This window comes from Cylindrospermum stagnale PCC 7417 (genome assembly GCF_000317535.1).
GTDB classification, from domain to species: Bacteria; Cyanobacteriota; Cyanobacteriia; order Cyanobacteriales; family Nostocaceae; genus Cylindrospermum; species Cylindrospermum stagnale.
In genome coordinates, this window is sequence record NC_019757.1 from 2318675 (window position 1) to 2335347 (window position 16673).

General features: G+C 42.1%; 10 protein-coding genes. 4 read left to right on the top strand and 6 right to left on the bottom strand.

Translation table 11 applies throughout. The features are described from left to right. The first annotated feature begins 363 nt into the window (after positions 1 to 363). Positions 364 to 2130 (top strand): hypothetical protein, encoded by a 1767-nt coding sequence (locus CYLST_RS09440; protein WP_015207488.1) that lies wholly within the window; start codon positions 364 to 366, stop codon positions 2128 to 2130. Between the two features lie 233 nt (positions 2131 to 2363). Here CYLST_RS09440 and CYLST_RS09445 read toward each other — a convergent pair whose 3' ends face one another. The 5 genes from CYLST_RS09445 to CYLST_RS09460 all read right to left on the bottom strand — a co-directional run bounded on the left by CYLST_RS09445 (position 2364) and on the right by CYLST_RS09460 (position 8025). Beyond that, positions 2364 to 2705, bottom strand: coding sequence for a hypothetical protein (locus CYLST_RS09445; RefSeq protein WP_015207489.1), 342 nt, complete (start codon positions 2703 to 2705; stop codon positions 2364 to 2366). A 241-nt stretch (positions 2706 to 2946) separates the two neighbouring features. Beyond that, positions 2947 to 5547, bottom strand: a complete 2601-nt coding sequence (locus CYLST_RS32235; RefSeq protein ID WP_015207490.1) for a DUF4114 domain-containing protein — start codon at positions 5545 to 5547, stop codon at positions 2947 to 2949. Positions 5548 to 5660: 113 nt separating this feature from the next. Further along, positions 5661 to 5807, bottom strand: a complete 147-nt coding sequence (locus CYLST_RS34335; RefSeq protein ID WP_015207491.1) for a hypothetical protein — start codon at positions 5805 to 5807, stop codon at positions 5661 to 5663. A gap of 18 nt (positions 5808 to 5825) precedes the next feature. Further along, on the bottom strand, positions 5826 to 6758 hold the full coding sequence (locus CYLST_RS09455; protein ID WP_015207492.1) for an OST-HTH/LOTUS domain-containing protein: 933 nt from the start codon (positions 6756 to 6758) through the stop codon (positions 5826 to 5828). After that, entirely contained in the window at positions 6751 to 8025 is a 1275-nt protein-coding gene (locus tag CYLST_RS09460; protein WP_015207493.1) for a glycosyltransferase family 2 protein, read from the bottom strand. The genes CYLST_RS09455 and CYLST_RS09460 overlap by 8 nt, the downstream gene beginning before the upstream one ends. 438 nt (positions 8026 to 8463) lie before the next feature. Here CYLST_RS09460 and topA point away from each other — a divergent pair, with 438 nt between their 5' ends. After that, positions 8464 to 10632: a type I DNA topoisomerase gene (gene topA / locus CYLST_RS09465; protein ID WP_015207494.1), complete on the top strand. Its 2169-nt coding sequence runs from the start codon at positions 8464 to 8466 to the stop codon at positions 10630 to 10632. Between the two features lie 131 nt (positions 10633 to 10763). Here the strand turns inward: topA and CYLST_RS09470 are convergent, their stop codons facing one another. Next, positions 10764 to 14411, bottom strand: coding sequence for a WD40 domain-containing protein (locus CYLST_RS09470; RefSeq protein ID WP_015207495.1), 3648 nt, complete (start codon positions 14409 to 14411; stop codon positions 10764 to 10766). 300 nt (positions 14412 to 14711) lie between these two features. On the opposite strand from CYLST_RS09470, the gene CYLST_RS09475 reads away from it, so the two are divergent. Both CYLST_RS09475 and CYLST_RS32240 read left to right on the top strand, forming a co-directional pair. Further along, positions 14712 to 15659: a calcium-binding protein gene (locus tag CYLST_RS09475; protein ID WP_015207496.1), complete on the top strand. Its 948-nt coding sequence runs from the start codon at positions 14712 to 14714 to the stop codon at positions 15657 to 15659. Positions 15660 to 16068: 409 nt separating this feature from the next. After that, positions 16069 to 16656, top strand: coding sequence for a hypothetical protein (locus tag CYLST_RS32240; RefSeq protein ID WP_015207497.1), 588 nt, complete (start codon positions 16069 to 16071; stop codon positions 16654 to 16656). The last annotated feature ends 17 nt before the right edge of the window (positions 16657 to 16673 follow it).

Genomic DNA, 16673 nt, shown 5'->3' on the forward strand with positions numbered 1-16673 from the left:
TTAAATTGATGGTAGCTCAACCAGAATAAGGGTTGGCTGTGATTGTTTCAGAATTGCGATCGCCTTTGGCGCTGCGCTCCTCTCAATCGCTGGAGAGCGGGGCGTAGCCCATCGCTTGTGATTGAATATTATCAACCTACGGCTAACCTCTGCTTACTTGGCGATCGCTACAATCCGGCCATTTTTAATGTCAATATCTCCTAGCACAGGTGCAGAGCCTAAACCATCGAAAATTAACCCGTTTTGAATCAGTGAATCCAACATTATTCTTACCCCACCGACGATTAAACTACCTTCTATTACCTTGCAAGTGTTGGGGCATTGCTTTGAGATGCTCTTACCCTGCATTAAGTTTGTTTGATTATGAAAAGATTTCTCATACTTCTAACCCTGCTTTTATCCCAAGAGACAGTTTTAGCATGGAGTCCACAACTAGAAGCGGAATTTCAGCAGCGGTCAAAAGAACACTTAGAAAAGTTTCCTACTGGTAAATACGGCTCAACGGCTTATGAGTATGAAAAGCAGAGTTACCCTAGAGCAATGATAGATTTTCTTAGGGGAAATCAAGGGGATGCGTTATCGGAGGTCAGCGCAGCATTCGCGAACAGCGTGCCGGAGGCAATCGCTTTTTTAGAGTCTGAGGATAAACAAGCTGAATTACATTCCCACACGCTGGGAATAGACTTCTACTCTGGATTCACACTCAAGGGGCAAGTTAGGAAATACTTTGGCTTTGGACAGTTTCTCAGTCCTGGTTACAAGTCAAGAATGAGGGAAGCAATGAGGTTATTTACTAAAGTTGACCCCCTTACTCAACATTTTGATCAACCCCGCAAGTTTTGGGAAAACTCAACCGATAACTGCGATACCTGGGTTGATTGTCGGGACACTGACAACCTCAAGGCGATGCGGGAAGTTACAGTTTACTTACTTGCAGAGGAAACCAGAAACGAGCGTACACGGCAAATATACAAAGATAGAATTTACCAGAAGGTGCGATCGCTCTACCAAACGGGACAAGGGGAGTGGGACTCAGAAACCTACCTTGGGCATGGTTTAACCACCTATGTAAATTTGTATGATTACGCCAAAGACCCAGAAGTAAAGCAACTTGCCAAGTCTGCGTTAGACTGGTTCACCACCACCGGGGCATTAAAGTATTGGCGCGGCGGATTTGGTGGGCCAAGTAAACGAGACTATGGCAAAGGTAATTGTGTATGGTGCAGTGGTGCATCTCAGGCGTTGGGCTTGTATTTTGGTGATTCCCCGGTGAAAGATGCAAGTCAAAATCCTGACTTGGTGCATCTGATTATGAGTAGCTATCGTCCTCCCGCCGCCGCAGTGGCACTGGCAAGAAAGGAATTTACCAAGCCCCTAGAACTGCTCAACTCTAAACCTGACTATCTCAACTGGAAAGAGGACAAACCGCCAGCATTTCACGAAACTATGTATTTTACCAACTCTTACCAGTTGGGAACCTTGGCAGAAGGTAGCGCCGTTGATTGGAGCGGGTTTAAAATGATGGCTTACAATTCTCGCCGGGGTGTTGATTACTTTATTCCGTCGTCGTCAAAACCCCACTCTATAGCTCAATATCAGAATTTAGCAGTTTGGTTGGGCACGGGTGATGTGCAGTTTTTCTTACCTAAATCGGCGGTGGTTGAGATTCTTAGGGGAAAACTATTTATTAAATTGGAGAAGACTTATTTAGCCATCGCACCCATCAACCTAAAGTTTGGCAATTTTACCCCTGCACCAAATTACCCAGATGATTTAGTCCTTTCCACTATCAAGGGTGAAGGTATAGCTGGGTTTGCTTTGGAGGTCGGCGAGGGTAACTATGATAATTTCAAACTAACTACCTTGGTAAATTCCCAGTTAAAAACCAATGGAGAAGTGGCTGAGTATGTTTCCCTTAAGAATCGGGTGAAACTTCAGTACACCGGCGCAACTCCCAAGGTATGGAGAGATGGCAGATATGTAGACTGGAACCTATACAGGGATGTTTACAGGGCTGACTATACCAACTTAAACAGAGCTACTATTTATCAGGGCTATAAGTCTGGAAAGTTGAAGGTGATTGTTAATGGTGTTAAATCACAGTTCGGCGTTTTTGACCGACAGCACTAAAAACTTTATCTCAAATAGAATAAATTTACAACTACCTTGGTGTAGCTTCTAATATCATTTAGGGAAACCACATAGTAGAAATGTTTCATCAAATGTCTCTACTATGTGGTTTCTATTGAGGTAACGGCAAAATGGGACACATTCCGGCTCAACGTCTATGACTCTGCATTCTTGACACCCAGCACCAGTAACTTAATTTCAAATAGCGATCTGCGCTTCGCAGCAGCGCTTCGCTATCGCCTCATTTTTGCCCAAGCGCTGTAGGTATTGGCTTTTGTATTATCAAGCTGTGACTGCTTCAATAAATATCCCTCAGTATCGCCATTGCCGCGAATGTAGCGCAATTCAAACACTTTAAACTGATCTACTGCTCTCGCCCCCACAATCTGGGCTACCTGAAAATCAGTTCTCGCTTCATCAAACTTCACGAGTGAAACTGCTACTTTTTCCCGTGTAGTATCTGCAAGCTGTGCCCTAGCTCGTTGGAGTTCAGCCACCTTAATTTGTAAGTCAGAGATTGCGATCGCCTTTGGCGCTGCGCTCCGCGCAATCGCTTCGGGCGGGGCGTAGCCCATCGCTGGTGATTGAATATTATCAACCTACGGCTAACCTCTCCTAACTTGGCGATCGCAACAATCCATCCATTTTGAGGGTCTTGGCAACTTTTGGTGCTCACCAAAGGTTGCCAAGACCCAATTATAGTTGCAAATAATCCTTGGTTTGCTTAGGTCTTGATTGCAGGTTTGAGCGATTAGTATTGCAGGTCGCTACACCTACTCTCTGCAATTATCTTACTGGATAGTTGAGGAAACCTGCTTAGGACAAACCTGCTTGAATCACACAATCGTTATAATCAAAGTCATTAGCAGAACCAGTTAGGTCTTCACAACCAAACATATTGTTCCCTAAGTTGACAATGTGAGACTGTCCATCTGCATTTGCAGCACCATAGGAGAAATAGACAGCAGCACCACCACTTAGTCCTTGAGACAAAGTGCCATTAGCAACAAAAAACGGAGCAAAAAACTTCCCGCCTTCTAAACTACCAGAAATGTTACTTGTCTGAAGATTGGTTACAGTCAGATCTATACTCACACGCCGTACACTCAAGGCATCGCTAATGTACTTTTGACGATCAAAGTTGCTTGCACCTGGTGTGTTACCGTTAATCGTGCCATCAGCATCATCAACCACACAAAAACTGGCAAAGTTATTGAAAGCAGCTTCGCGATTGAGAGTGAGATTAACAGATATACTACCTGAGAAACTTGTAAGATCGAGTAGCGCTGCGTTGTTTGTTTGGTTAGTACCTTTCGTAGGAGCATCAGTGGTTGTTACAGATTCAAAAACGCTACCATCAGACCACTGAAACGAAGAGGCAAAAGACTCTTGCTGCTGTATATCGATGACGGTAAGTTCTGAACTACTACCAGACCCAAAAACTACCTGCTGGGTACTTTTACTGAAATTTTTAATTTCGTAGAAAACCAGGCGACTATTCTTCTCAAAAGTCACTTCACGGACACCATCACCACCAAGTCCATCTGCTAAGGTGGAGAAAATCACCTTCTTTCGGGAAAGGGCTGCTTTCTCATAGCCTGCTTGTCCTGGTTTCAGATTAGGTGTCTTATCATCTTTGTCGTCGTCAATACCCCCTTCATCATCATCAACCTCACAGACACCATACTCATGCACGCCACCTTGAGACTTAGCGCGAGATTTTAACTTAAACTTGAAAGTCTGCCCTTTGGAACCTTTATCGTCATCATTGTCATCGTCATCATCATCATCATCGTCGTCATCATCGAAATCATTTACCGATAAGACATTTTTCTCGTTACGGCTGTAAGCAACTGGTAATGCCAGAACTAGCTGACCACCTTCAGCATGGTTCCCATTGAGAGCAGTTGTGGAATCTGTACCATTTACTACCGTGTGAGCCTGCACATTAAACAGGTAGGAACTGCGACCTTTGACAGCATTGGCGCTAATTTCGATAATACCGGAAGTTTCCCACTCACCCTTGGTATCTGCATTGTTGAACACACTACCAGCGGCGCTTTCGTTCAGTTCAAATAGACGTGTAATTGCTTTGGTAGTGGTGTTGAAAGAAAATACAGAAGCTTCCCGGTTTTCTTTATTAATCTGGTCGGCACCAAAGAAGGTTTCGTTTTCTTGAATTAGGATCTTGCCCGATTTGTCAATTGTAATGTTGCCGTAGCCGACGCCTTTATTAGGCCCGCCTGTCAACAACAGTTCAAAGTTCTTGATCTGACCTGTGGGGTCAGAAGCATCTAAGGTAAAGCGGTAAAGTTTACCGTAGGGGTTATCCGCTTCCGTAGGATTTTCTGTGGTTCCCTTTTCTGACCCCTGACTGTTCTTTTTGTTTTTAGTGCCAGTGCTGACGAAATAGAAGGTTCCTGGGCTATTTGGATCTTCTGTAAAGTCTCCTAGTTGTTGGAAGCTGGTTGACTTACCCGTGCTATTGACAAAGCTACTAAGAGCAACTTTGTCAGAAACTTGTGATTTCTCAACTAATGTCCAGGTTGCTGTTTTTTCGACACCTTCGGTGGTGATTTCTCCCTCAAACTCTGCACCATCGACTTTCAGAACATACAAATCCCCATTCTTAAAGCCATTGGGGTCATCTATGGTTTGTTCCCCCACCCACATATATAGTTCACCGTCTTCAGAAAATTCTGTAGAGAACAAGACGGTTTTGTTAGAGCCAATCGCCCGATATTGGGAGGCTGCAACCACGTTTTCCTTGGCAAAACTACCCAAAGCATCAAGTGCTGTAGCTGTGCCATCTGGTGTCACCACCCAACCGCAGCTGGTGTCACCCTCTTTTTCAGGAACAAAGTAGATAGGAACTTCTTGCCCAGCAGCATTTACGAAACCAGACTCGGCGAGATAGGCAGAGGAAAAGCTGCTAAAGGCACTAGATATGGCAACTCCACTGGCATTTTTGTATGTACCAGTAGAAGTATCTAAGGTATAAGTGCCCGTTGCATCTACTATCTTATCGATCAGGTTCTTACCGCCGATCGCATTCCAGTTTTCATCAAAAACCAGCAGAGAAACTCTAGCACCAGTGATTTTTTCAGCAGTAGCTGTAGTGGAAATATCAGTTGATATAGAAGCACTTAGTTCGTGGTTAATCCACACATAGTTGTAAATTTTGCCACTAATAGTAACTTTTGTTACTCCTGTGCCATCGGGAATGCCAGTAAAGGCAAATTTCTTTGTGGCATCAACTTGAGGGGCTTCGGTGTTGCTAAATGTAGCGGTTAATAGCGGTATTTCATCACCCACTGTCAACAGGGGGACTAGTTGATAATTTGGTGCGCCTGCAACTTTAGAAGAAGCGTATGCTTTATCGGCGGTTTTGCCAGAACTACTGATGGAACTAGGCATATATGGTAACAATGATACTGGTAGATATTTCCTTGAATTCAGTGACGATAGAACACAGTAGGGAGTTCCACCCTTGTATAAAGTTTTTGAGCAGCTATGATTGTTGTTGAAAATTAACCAGCCGTCAGCATAGCTGCCTTACCCCAACCAAGATCACCAAAAGTTGCTAAGACCCAATTTTGAATGCCAATATCTCCACGCACAGGTGCAGAGCCTAAACCATCGAAAATTAACCCGTTTTTAATCAGTAAATCCTGCATGATTATCCATTGTGATAATTATCGGCAAATATCATTTTTTTCTTGATGAAATCGAAAATAAAATTTATATTTATTCTGTTTTTTGCATTTAGATTTTTTAACTTTAAACATATTAGATATTTTGATTATTTCCAGGAAAGTCTTAAATCCATAATTATCAGGTTTTATTTCAGGATATTCTGTTTTTAGCCGTTGTTCACAAATAGATAAAGATATCCATCCATCTTGATTTGCTATATCTACTCCAATACGACTCAATGCCCTAAGTATTTTTGTATTTTGCCATAACTTTTTTTTCTTATCTTGAGGTTTCAATGTAGAAAAATGATTCTTATTAAAAGAATTTGTGTCTAGGTAACTAAAATGTTCATCAAGATTATTATGAAACTCTATTTCAAGAGAGCCACCTGCTCTTGTTAATGACTCATTCAAGAGTGAACGTAGCTTATTTAAGCTTTCTTGATATTTTTTTGGTTCATCTATAATATCGACATTCTCAAGTAATAAAATATGTAAATTAATTAAAATGGGATCAAAAATATCATTGATGTCTTGTATTGTTTTTCTATATTCATTTAAAAAATGTATTCCTTTTTCTATACCTTCCTCTGTATTCAGATTAAAACCTGGTAATTTTACAAGGTGATGAATAACAGTATTTCTATCATGTACAAATTTATTAATTAAAAGTTCTGCATTCTCATCTAATGACATTCCCCTTTCTTTTAAACTATTGAAAATAAAACCGAGGGTTTTTTTTTCTAAAATATTTCCTCTCGCCAAAAAATCATCTTTGGTAATGTCAGCAAATATATTATCAGGTGTAAGAGGGATAAATTTACTAAGACTTTTCAGCTTATATTCAATTGCTTGGCTTTCATAAACACTTATGCCAATCAACATAAAGTATTTTTTCTGTTTCTTTAAAAGATTATCTGATTCTTTAATCATGATTTTTTCCACCACGATGCTCGGTTTTAATCCAGCGCGATCGCTCTCTTTGCACACACATCCTTAAAGTTGTCACAATCATCGCTGGAATCCAATGCACCATGTAGAGCGAACCTTGAATTGTTGCCCAACACAAAGACCATCCTCGTAGATTTTGATATTGGTAAAGTCCGGCAATGAAAGCAACTGTCAGAATGATGCTGAGTAGTGTTTGGAGTGGTAAAAGAATTGGATGATGGCTATAAAAGATTGTCCAAACTAAGTCAGGGATGAGGGCGATAGGGAGGATAAATTGCAAGAGAAAAAATAATAATAAATCTATTTCTTTAGCCCAGCCTAAAGACAATATTTGCGGAAAATAATCTAGATAACGTTGATAACCACCTTCAGCCCAACGACAGCGTTGACGCCAAAGACTTCTCCAGGTAGTTACACCTTCTTCCTGAATTGATGGAACTGTGACAAACTCAATTTCAGCACCTGCTAGATAAAGCTTAAAGCAGAGATCCAAATCATCGGTAACTGTGTCCTCATTCCAACCTTTACACTTTTCTAGAAATTCGCGACTAACTAACATCCCATTTCCCCGAAGTTCAGACATTCCGCCGACAGCAATTCGATGGGTTTGCAGAAAACTATCACAGCACATTTCCATTTGCTGGCAACGGGTTAAGAAGTTGGTGTTAGCATTAGAAATCGCTTTTCGCACTTGCACTGCACCAATACCTTTCTTCTGAAACAGGGGAACTGTTTGTTGTAGAAAATTAGCTCTTAATTGAGCATCAGCATCGCAGATTAGGATAATCTCTCCTTGGGTGAAGGGCAAAACGGCATTCAGCGCCCCTGATTTACCGCCTTTTGATTGTCGTTGATGAATTTGTAGGGATGGAAATTGTGTTTGTAATTTCCTCAATATCTGGGGGGTTTCATCGGTACTGCCGTCATCAATGATCCAGATATCTAGACTATGCCTTGGATAGTTCAATTCAAATAAGCTGTAAACTAGACCAGCTAAGACTGCGCTTTCATTTTTAGCAGGAACTAAAATCGATACTTGCGGTGAATAATCATCACTCTCAATCACCGCAGCGGCTGGTTTTGCTATCAGCATTCGTACCGTTTGCACAGTCAGGATGACCGTTAAACCCACCATAAACCACTGAGTCTCTGGTAGCCAGTGCAGTAAACTCACGCAACCCCAGACGATTAGAACTACTAGGGTTGCTTTGATACGGCGATAGACGCTGAGATTGTTACTTTTTGCCACTTTATTTGCTACGCTCTTTCAGTTCGTTGCTTAGAGGATGTCTGAAAACTTTTTGGTGATGTATCAAGCGGCCGTAGATCCCCCTAAATCCACGCCAGTCGCTCATGGGGGAGACCCCCAAGACCGCGCTGGCTCCCCTTAAAAAGGGGGACTTGAAGAACTGTTTCCCCCCTTTTTAAGGGGGGTAAGGGGGGATCTCGATCAATTCTGATCCTTCTCAGACATCCTCTTAGGCTGGCGACGTAATACTAGCATTGCGACTACTCCCAGAATTAACAAAATCTGTTATATGTAAAGCAACACGGTTCAGTTAACCAAACATCTCAACTTTTGTAAAGCTAAAAGGTTGATTCTTACGTTCAATTATTGATAATAATATTAATCAATAACCTTAACCGAAACATATTGCTGTAATAAAGCATTTAAAAAGCGAGTGCCATGCCCAAACGCCTTCTAGTCGTTGAATCACCCGGAAAAGTCAAAAAACTGAGTCAAATTCTCGGTTCAGATTGGATTGTTCGCGCTAGTTGTGGGCACATTCGAGAACTCAGTAATGAGGGTGATGATTCACTGGGATTCATCATGGATGGCAATAGTGTACGCTGCAATTATGTGCCCCGCGACCAACGAGCGAAAGAAACAATTCAACAACTCAAGGCTGCGGTTAAGCAAGTTGATGAAGTTGTCTTAGCAACTGACCCAGACCGGGAGGGAGAAACGATCGCATGGCATCTCAAAGAAACGTTAGGTTTAAAAGAGCCAAAGCGAGTTGTTTACACCGAGATTACAGCATCAGCGGTGCGGAATGCGCTCGCAAATCCCCGAAAACTTGACTCCAATTTAATAGGTGCAGGATTATGTCGAGATTGTCTCGACAAGCTGGTAGGTTACAAAGGCAGCCCCCTAGTTTGGGCGCTAAATAACGGTGCAAAGAGTGTAGGAAGAGTCCAAAGCGCCACATTACACCTAATTTGTCAGCGAGAAAGAGAAATTCTGGCTTTTGTCCCCCAAGATTACTGGAGTGTTTGGGTAGATTACGCTGAAGGATTCCGGGCATTCTACAAAGGAACGGTGAATTCTCGCGCAGAAACACCAGAACAAGAAACTGAAACTCACGATGATGCAGCGAGTAATAGCACCGAAAAACCAGAATCTAAGCGGGTTCTCTCAGAAGCAGAAGCAACAAAGTTAGTTGAAGAAGCACGGCGTTATCCTCATCAGGTTATTCTCTTTGAAGGAAAAGTCGTTAATCGTCAACCACCTCCACCATTTACCACCTCCACCCTCCAGCAAGCTGCCGGTTCCAAGCTGAGATTTGCTCCCGAAAAAACTATGCAGGTTGCCCAAAAGCTTTATGAGGCAGGGTTAATCACATATATGCGAACAGACTCGGTGATGTTGAGTCCTGAGTTTTGTGCCAGTGCGCGTAAATGGTTGGAGCAAAATGATCCGCAGAATGTACCCCAGCAAGTTACCAAGCATCGCAGTAGTAAAACGGCTCAGGAAGCACACGAAGCTATCCGTCCCACAGATGTCTTTCGTCCTTCAGTCCAATTGCGTGAAGAACTGCCTGCTGATGAGTTTAACCTGTATGTGATCATTTGGAAAAGAGCGATCGCATCTCAATGTCGTGCGGCTCAACTCCGTAAAACTCAAGTTATCACTCAGTCAGGCAATCTCTTGTGGCAAGCTAGAGGGCAGGTGATAGAATTCTACGGTTATGCGCGGTACTGGCCTAATCTTAGCAAGGATGCAGTTTTACCTTCATTGCAACAGGGACAAACGCTCACTTTGGAGAATGCCGGACATGAGCAAAAACAAACACAGCCACCACCACGATACAGCGAACCCAAACTGGTGCAACTAATGGAACGAAAAGGAATTGGTCGCCCCAGTACCTATGCTCCGACAGTTTCTACTTTAAAGAAACGCAATTATGTGGAGTTGAAAAAAGACAATCTTCAACCTACAGCCTTGGGGTTAGAAGTTGATGAGTTTTTACAAAAGGCTTTACCAGATTTACTAGAAGCAGAATTCACTGCCAAGATGGAGGATGCACTAGACGCCATCTCTGAAGGAAAAGACTCTTGGCAACATTACCTAACTACTTGGAATCAAAATTACTTTGCACCAGCGCTTTCCAAAGCTAAAACTGTGGTTGTCAATTCATCAGCTACAGTGAAAACTAATAGTGTGGTTGCGAGCAAATATGAAACTTCTAAAACTCGCTGTCCTGATTGTAAAAACTTTTTAGCCAAAATTCCGAGCACTAAAGTTAGAAGGAAATACTTCCTCAAATGTGTCAGTGGGTGTGAAAACATTGTGCTGTTTTGGAACGCCTTTAACAAAGCTTGGGAAGCACCCAAAACTAAAACATCTCAGGATGAAAATTCTCAAAAGCCTTCAGTTAAGAAGACTGCATATCCCTGTCCAGTCTGCAAAAAACCTTTGGAGGAGTACAGTTACATCAAGGATGGACAGAGCAAAACTATGCTCCGGTGTTCGGCTAAAGATTCCTGGAAGGATAAGAAACATCAGGATGTGGCGTACTTTAATACAGCAAAAGGATGGTGGAGTCCAAAATTTGGCAATTTACCTCTTTTCTGAGTTTCACCGTTGTGAAGACTATTAAGATGATCGCCCCCTCGTACAATGATGATGATTATTTATTGACTAATTTATTCTTTGGAAGTCCCTCAATCCCCATAAAGGTTTCGGGTTTCGCACCGGGAACTAGACTAAACTCCAGTTTTGACATTAGCGGAAGTTTCCGCATCATTGCTACCAAAACGCCTTGGACAGATTTTGCTAAATTTTCCAGCTTCTTCAGGATGGGAAGTAAAGTAATCTTCCAGCCACAAACAACCTTGACTGATAAAATTATCTAAACCAAGTTCTAATTTCCACATTTTAATAGTATTGTCAAGACCAGCAGAAGCCAGTGTTTTACCATCTGGACTAAACATAACGCTAGTAACGCTGCCGAGGTGTCCTTCTAAAATTGATATTTCCAGACCATTTTCTACATTCCACACCCTTACAGTACTGTCATCGCTAGAGGAAGCTAAAATCTTGCTATCAGGACTGAAACTGATATTAGTTACATTAGATAAATGTCCTTCTAGGGTAAACAATAATCTGCCATTTTCTGCATTCCATAGTTTGACTTTACTATCCGAACCACCAGAAGCTAAAATTTTACCATTTGGACTAAAACTAATGGTATTTACCCAACTGCTATGGGCGGGAAAACTCTGCGTTAAAGTAGCTGTTTTTAAATTTAATATCTTTATATCGCCATCTGAACAAGCCACAGCTAGAGTTTTTCCATCTGGACTAAAATTTAAATCGGCTACAATACTGCGAGGTTGTTTAAAGGTTTTCAGCAACCTACCATCTGCTACATTCCAAAGTTTTACCGTACTATCAGAACTGCCAGAAGCTAAGGTTTTCCCATTTGGACTAAAGCGAACCTTTCTGACCCAAGCACGATGACCATTGAAGGTTTTTAGTAATCTACCATCTTGAACATTCCACAACTTAACTGTTTTGTCATTACTACCAGAAGCTAATGTCTTACCATCTGGACTAAAACTAACACTTACCACCGGAGCTTGATGACCGTTAAGAGTTTGGAGTAAAGTACCATTTCTAATATTCCATAGCTTTATTTTAGAGTCGTCGCTACCGGAAGCAAGCATCTTACCATCAGGATTAAAACTTACAGCTTGAACATTAGTGCTATTTCCTTTAATCGTTTGCGGTTCCTTAACTTCTAAATTCCATAACTTGATTGCACTATCCATACTTCCAGAAACAAGAGTTTTGCCGTCAGGACTAAAACCGATACTCCAAATTCTCCCGCGATGTCCTTTGAGAATTTGCGGTTCGATTGTGTTGTCGTTTATATCATCTAAATTCCATAACTTGACGGTACTATCGGAACTGATAGTGGCTAGATTTTTGCCATCTGGACTAAAAATTGCACTCCAGACGGCTCTGCGATGAGTTGGGAGATTTTGCAGTAGAGTTCCATCTGCTACATTCCACAGTTTCACTATGCCTTCTTCATCGCTAGAAGCTAAGATTTTACCATCGGGACTAAAACTGACACTTCTGGTATGAGTTTTATGATCTTTAAGAGTATTTACGAGGCTTCCATTGCCAATATTCCACAGCCTCACGGTTGTATCAAAACTTGCTGAAGCGAGAGTTTGATTATCGGGACTCAAACTAATATGGGTAACGATATGAGTATGTCCTTTAAGAGTTTTTAATAATGTTGCATCTGCTGTTTTCCACAACTTGATAGTCCCATCAGAGCTACAGGAAGCGAGAATTTGACCATCGGGACTAAAACTAACAGTTCTCACCCAGCTACGATGAGCATTAATAGTTTTAATTAAAGTGCTGTGCGTGACATCCCACAACTTTACCGTACCGTCTTCACTACCAGAAGCCAAAATCTTGCTATGAGGATGAAAACTCACACTCCAAACTCTACCAGTATGTCCTGTCAGGGTTGAGATTAATTTAGCCGATCCAGCATTCCACAGCTTTACCGTACCATCTTCACTTCCAGAAGCAAAAATTTGGCCATCGGGACTGAAAGTCACACTTCTGATACCGCTACGATGACCAAGGGCGCGATCGCGTTCTCTCACATGATAAATTGCCTGTTGCAGCCCCCTCATTACCTGCATTTGTGTATCGTTGGTCGCTGATTTTGCTAAATTTTTCATCTGCTGTGCTGCTTGTAATGCTTTCAGCAGTGCGTCAAAAGGATCTGAAACCAAAGCTGCTTTAGAAAATAAAGTTTGCAGGACTACTTGTCGTTCGGCTAGTTCCTGTTGAGCTTTTTTTACTTGTAATTGTATCAAGATTGCTGTGATTACAGAAATTAGCAAAACTACAGAACCGATAGTAACAATACGGGTAGATCTGCGTTTGGCTTGAGTTAATTTAACCTTAGCTTGTTGTTGAGCCAAAACCAAAGTTTCATTCGCATTCGCTAATATCTGACTTTCTTCTTCTTGGACAGCTAAAGCCTGTTGAACTTCTCGCCTATTTAAATCTTGGCTAGCTGCCAAAAAACGATAATCGAGCGGACTTAAACTTTGATTATTTGACCACAAAAGTGCATCTTGCAATGCTTTACCTCGCAACAGCCGCGATTCATCCTGATAAGTGGAAGCCAGCCAAGCATTAAAAGCCTCAAAGTAAGGTCGCAGCTTTTTTAATTGTTTCTCTACCCACCCCCGATTAAAAACTTGCTCGTAAATCTGGTTGTAAACTTTTAATTTTCCCTGCTGCTGCACCACTAAACCTGACAGTCGCAATTCGGTTTGTTCTGAACTGCCATCCGCAGAGATCCCCCCAACCCCCCTTAAAAAGGGGGGCTTTAGATTCTCGCTTTCTTTGTAAGGGGGGGATTGCAAAATTTGTTGATATAACCCCAACAACTGCCCTGCTTTTTGCTGATTTCTCAGGATGCGATCGCGAATCGTCCTCAAATGCTCTGGCTCATCTTGGGATTCCCAATTTTCAATAATTCGCGACTTTACTACCTGTTCAACCGATGGGGAATTTCCCAATGCTGATTCCTCAACCATCAGCTTGCACAGCTTTTGGGTGAGAAAAGGTTGCCCACCTGTCCAGTCTAGTATTTGGGCGATCGCTTCTTGGGGATTGCTCACCTTTCCCGTCAAACCATCGGTTAACGGTTGGACTTCGTGGAGTTGGAAGCCGTGGAGTGCGATCGCTCTACCAATATTAAACGGTGTTTGGGTTTTATCCGCAATTAAGTCTGAAGGAGTCGCCACCCCCAACAGAGCAAATGTGAGACGCTGATATTTTGGCTCATCCACCCGCCGGTTATAGAAAAACCGAATCAGGGCAAAAAAATCATCTAGGGAAAAACTCTGGCTCAAAACTCGGTCAATTTCATCGACAAAAATCACAATCTTTTGTTCAATCTCTCCTAATAAAACTTCCTCAATAAACAAACTCAAACGCTGTACGGGTGACAATAATTCCCGCTGCTCTTTCCACCAAGTCCGCCATTGAAATTTCTTGCCAAGCTGACAACTGCTTACCAGAGATTGGACAAGTCCGGCATACCACTTTTCTGCTGTAACATCTTCCTTACCAATTCCGGTTAGGTCAATAAAAGCACAGATAACCCCTTCCGCTTGCAGTCTTTGCATTGTCCGTACCCGCAGGCTAGACTTGCCCATTTGCCGCGAATTCAGCACATAACAAAACTCACCTGCTTTCAAAAGAGCGTAAAAGTCTGAGTCTGCTTGTCGCATTACATAGCTTGACGCATCAACTGGAAGACTGCCGCCTAAGTGATATTCATAGTTAGCTGGATACTCTCTGTTCATTGCCAGCACCAAAATCTAGGCTTGATTATACGATAATCGCCTTAAATATCTATAGTTTGACTAGAAAACCTGATTTTTTCCTATTTGGAGTTTAAGTCGCCTGATTTAATCCGATTTTTTGCTACTCCTCGTTAAGGAAAACAGTTTTTCGTTGATTGAATTACCTGATTTTATTCCCATTGTATCTCTCATTTTTTGGGAAGAAACTAATGTATATGAGGTTAAGTTGGTTAAACGCAATAGCAAGCGGCACTAGCTGTAACCCTTGCATCAAATTCTGAAAAACAAGAAGCAACTGAAATGGCAATTATTCATGGCACCCCTTTCAATGACAACGATACCTTCAATAATGGTCAATTCCGACCTAAATTAGTTGGTACCAATCTGGAAGTCACTCTAGTCCCTAATGGCCCACCACTATTAAAGGATGGATCTGACACAATCTATGGCTATGCAGGCAACGACATCTTGTTGGGTCTTGGTGGAAATGACTATCTATATGGTGGGTCTGGTAAAGACGTTCTTAATGGTGGCGCTGGTAATGACACTTTATATGGCGGCTTTGGCGACGACTCTCTATATGGCGGCTATGGTAAAGACGTTCTTAATGGTGGCGCCGGTAATGACACTTTATATGGCGGCTATGGCGACGACACTCTAGTTGGCGGCTATGGTAAAGACGTTCTTAATGGTGGCGCCGGTAATGACACTTTATATGGCGGCTTTGGCGACGACACTCTAGTTGGCGGCTATGATAACGACGTTCTTGATGGTGGCGCTGGTAATGACTATCTAGTTGGCGGCTTTGGCTACGACTATCTAGTTGGCGGCTATGGTAACGATCAGCTGATTGGTGGTGATTTAGACGATACTCTACTTGGCGGTACGGGCAGCGATCGTCTCTTGGGCGGGAGTGGTAACGATCAACTTACTGGTTTCGGCTTTGGGCAAAATGAATTCGACATCCTCACGGGTGGCATTGAAAAGGATACGTTCGCGTTGGGTGACGCAAATAGCGTTTACTACCTCGGAAATAGCTACGCCACAATCACCGACTTTAGCTTAACTCAAAGCGACAAAATCCAGATACAAGGCATTTTCACAGACGCTTACTCGCTTGGGCTTGCGAACTGGGAAGGTAGCAATGCCCAAGACACTGGTATCTTCTACAGGGGTGATTTGATTGGTGTTGTGCAAGACCAAAATATTACTAATCTCAACCCCAATCAGGTGTTCATCTCTGCATAGTAATTATTCACTCCCCCCGCTGCAAAATGGTCGAAACCGCGATCGCTCTTTCAGTCTAAAAAGAAATGAAAGCGATCGCTTTGTCTTTTATTGACCTTTTTTTAATTGGAGCAAAGCGACTTGACCCTATCTGCTGGATACTCTCCGCTCATTGCCAGCACCAATATCTAGGCTTGATTATGCGATAACCGCTCTGATCGTCTAGAGGTTAGGCAGAAAACCTGATTTTCTCCTATAAATTCTGAAACTCAAGATATTTATTATTTCGGTTAAAACCTGATTTTTCCCCATTGTTACTCCAATGTTTTAGCAAGAAACTGGTAAAAGAAAGCGAATGTGCAGTAAAAAGCACAAACATTTAAGCGTTAATAACTTTCAAAACTGCTCTGAATTTTTGAGGAGGTTTCTTATGGACGAAAAGATAACTAAGCATAATTTTAAAGTTTCGTGCGAAGAGCGTGATCCTATGACTAAACTCACCGATAAAGCCACGATTCAGGGTCAAGAAACGGCTATTCCGAAGCCAGTTGTACAGCCTGTAAAATACATCTTCCTTGCCACATTGATGACGGTATCTTTTTCCTCCACAATGGCAATTTTGGGCTATACTTGTCAAGTTTCTGCCAACTCCTTACGATCATTACAGGCTAATCACCATCAAATTAAGGACGTAATTACGTCCCCACCTTCGATTGTTGGTAAATGGAAAGGGTATCTTTATTCTCAAACTGGTGATACATCAACCGATGTCGAAATGGTTATAAACCCGGGAGCAAGCCAGCAAGGAACCTGGAAATTTATAGGAGAAAATAATTCTATTCTTGACAGTGGTACTGTAGTTGCTTCTTTGAGTCCTAATAATGCAACTTTGGAATTCAAGCGAAAAGACAAGAAAACCAGTTGGTTTTTCAAATGCAAACATCAAAATAATAACAAGCTTTCTTGTGAAATGGTTGATAAGACATCTGTGAAACTCACCTTGAACAAGGCTAATTAAAAATTTAGCCCCTTCAA

Bases quoted from the DNA above. Each gene is read 5' to 3' on its own strand.
- CYLST_RS09470 (WP_015207495.1), bottom strand. From the start codon at position 14,411: ATGAACAGAGAGTATCCAGCTAACTATGAATATCACTTAGGCGGCAGT.
- CYLST_RS09440 (WP_015207488.1), top strand. From the start codon at position 364: ATGAAAAGATTTCTCATACTTCTAACCCTGCTTTTATCCCAAGAGACA.
- CYLST_RS09445 (WP_015207489.1), bottom strand. From the start codon at position 2,705: ATGGGCTACGCCCCGCCCGAAGCGATTGCGCGGAGCGCAGCGCCAAAG.
- CYLST_RS09475 (WP_015207496.1), top strand. From the start codon at position 14,712: ATGGCAATTATTCATGGCACCCCTTTCAATGACAACGATACCTTCAAT.
- CYLST_RS32235 (WP_015207490.1), bottom strand. From the start codon at position 5,547: ATGCCTAGTTCCATCAGTAGTTCTGGCAAAACCGCCGATAAAGCATAC.
- topA (WP_015207494.1), top strand. From the start codon at position 8,464: ATGCCCAAACGCCTTCTAGTCGTTGAATCACCCGGAAAAGTCAAAAAA.
- CYLST_RS34335 (WP_015207491.1), bottom strand. From the start codon at position 5,807: ATGCAGGATTTACTGATTAAAAACGGGTTAATTTTCGATGGTTTAGGC.
- CYLST_RS09455 (WP_015207492.1), bottom strand. From the start codon at position 6,758: ATGATTAAAGAATCAGATAATCTTTTAAAGAAACAGAAAAAATACTTT.
- CYLST_RS32240 (WP_015207497.1), top strand. From the start codon at position 16,069: ATGGACGAAAAGATAACTAAGCATAATTTTAAAGTTTCGTGCGAAGAG.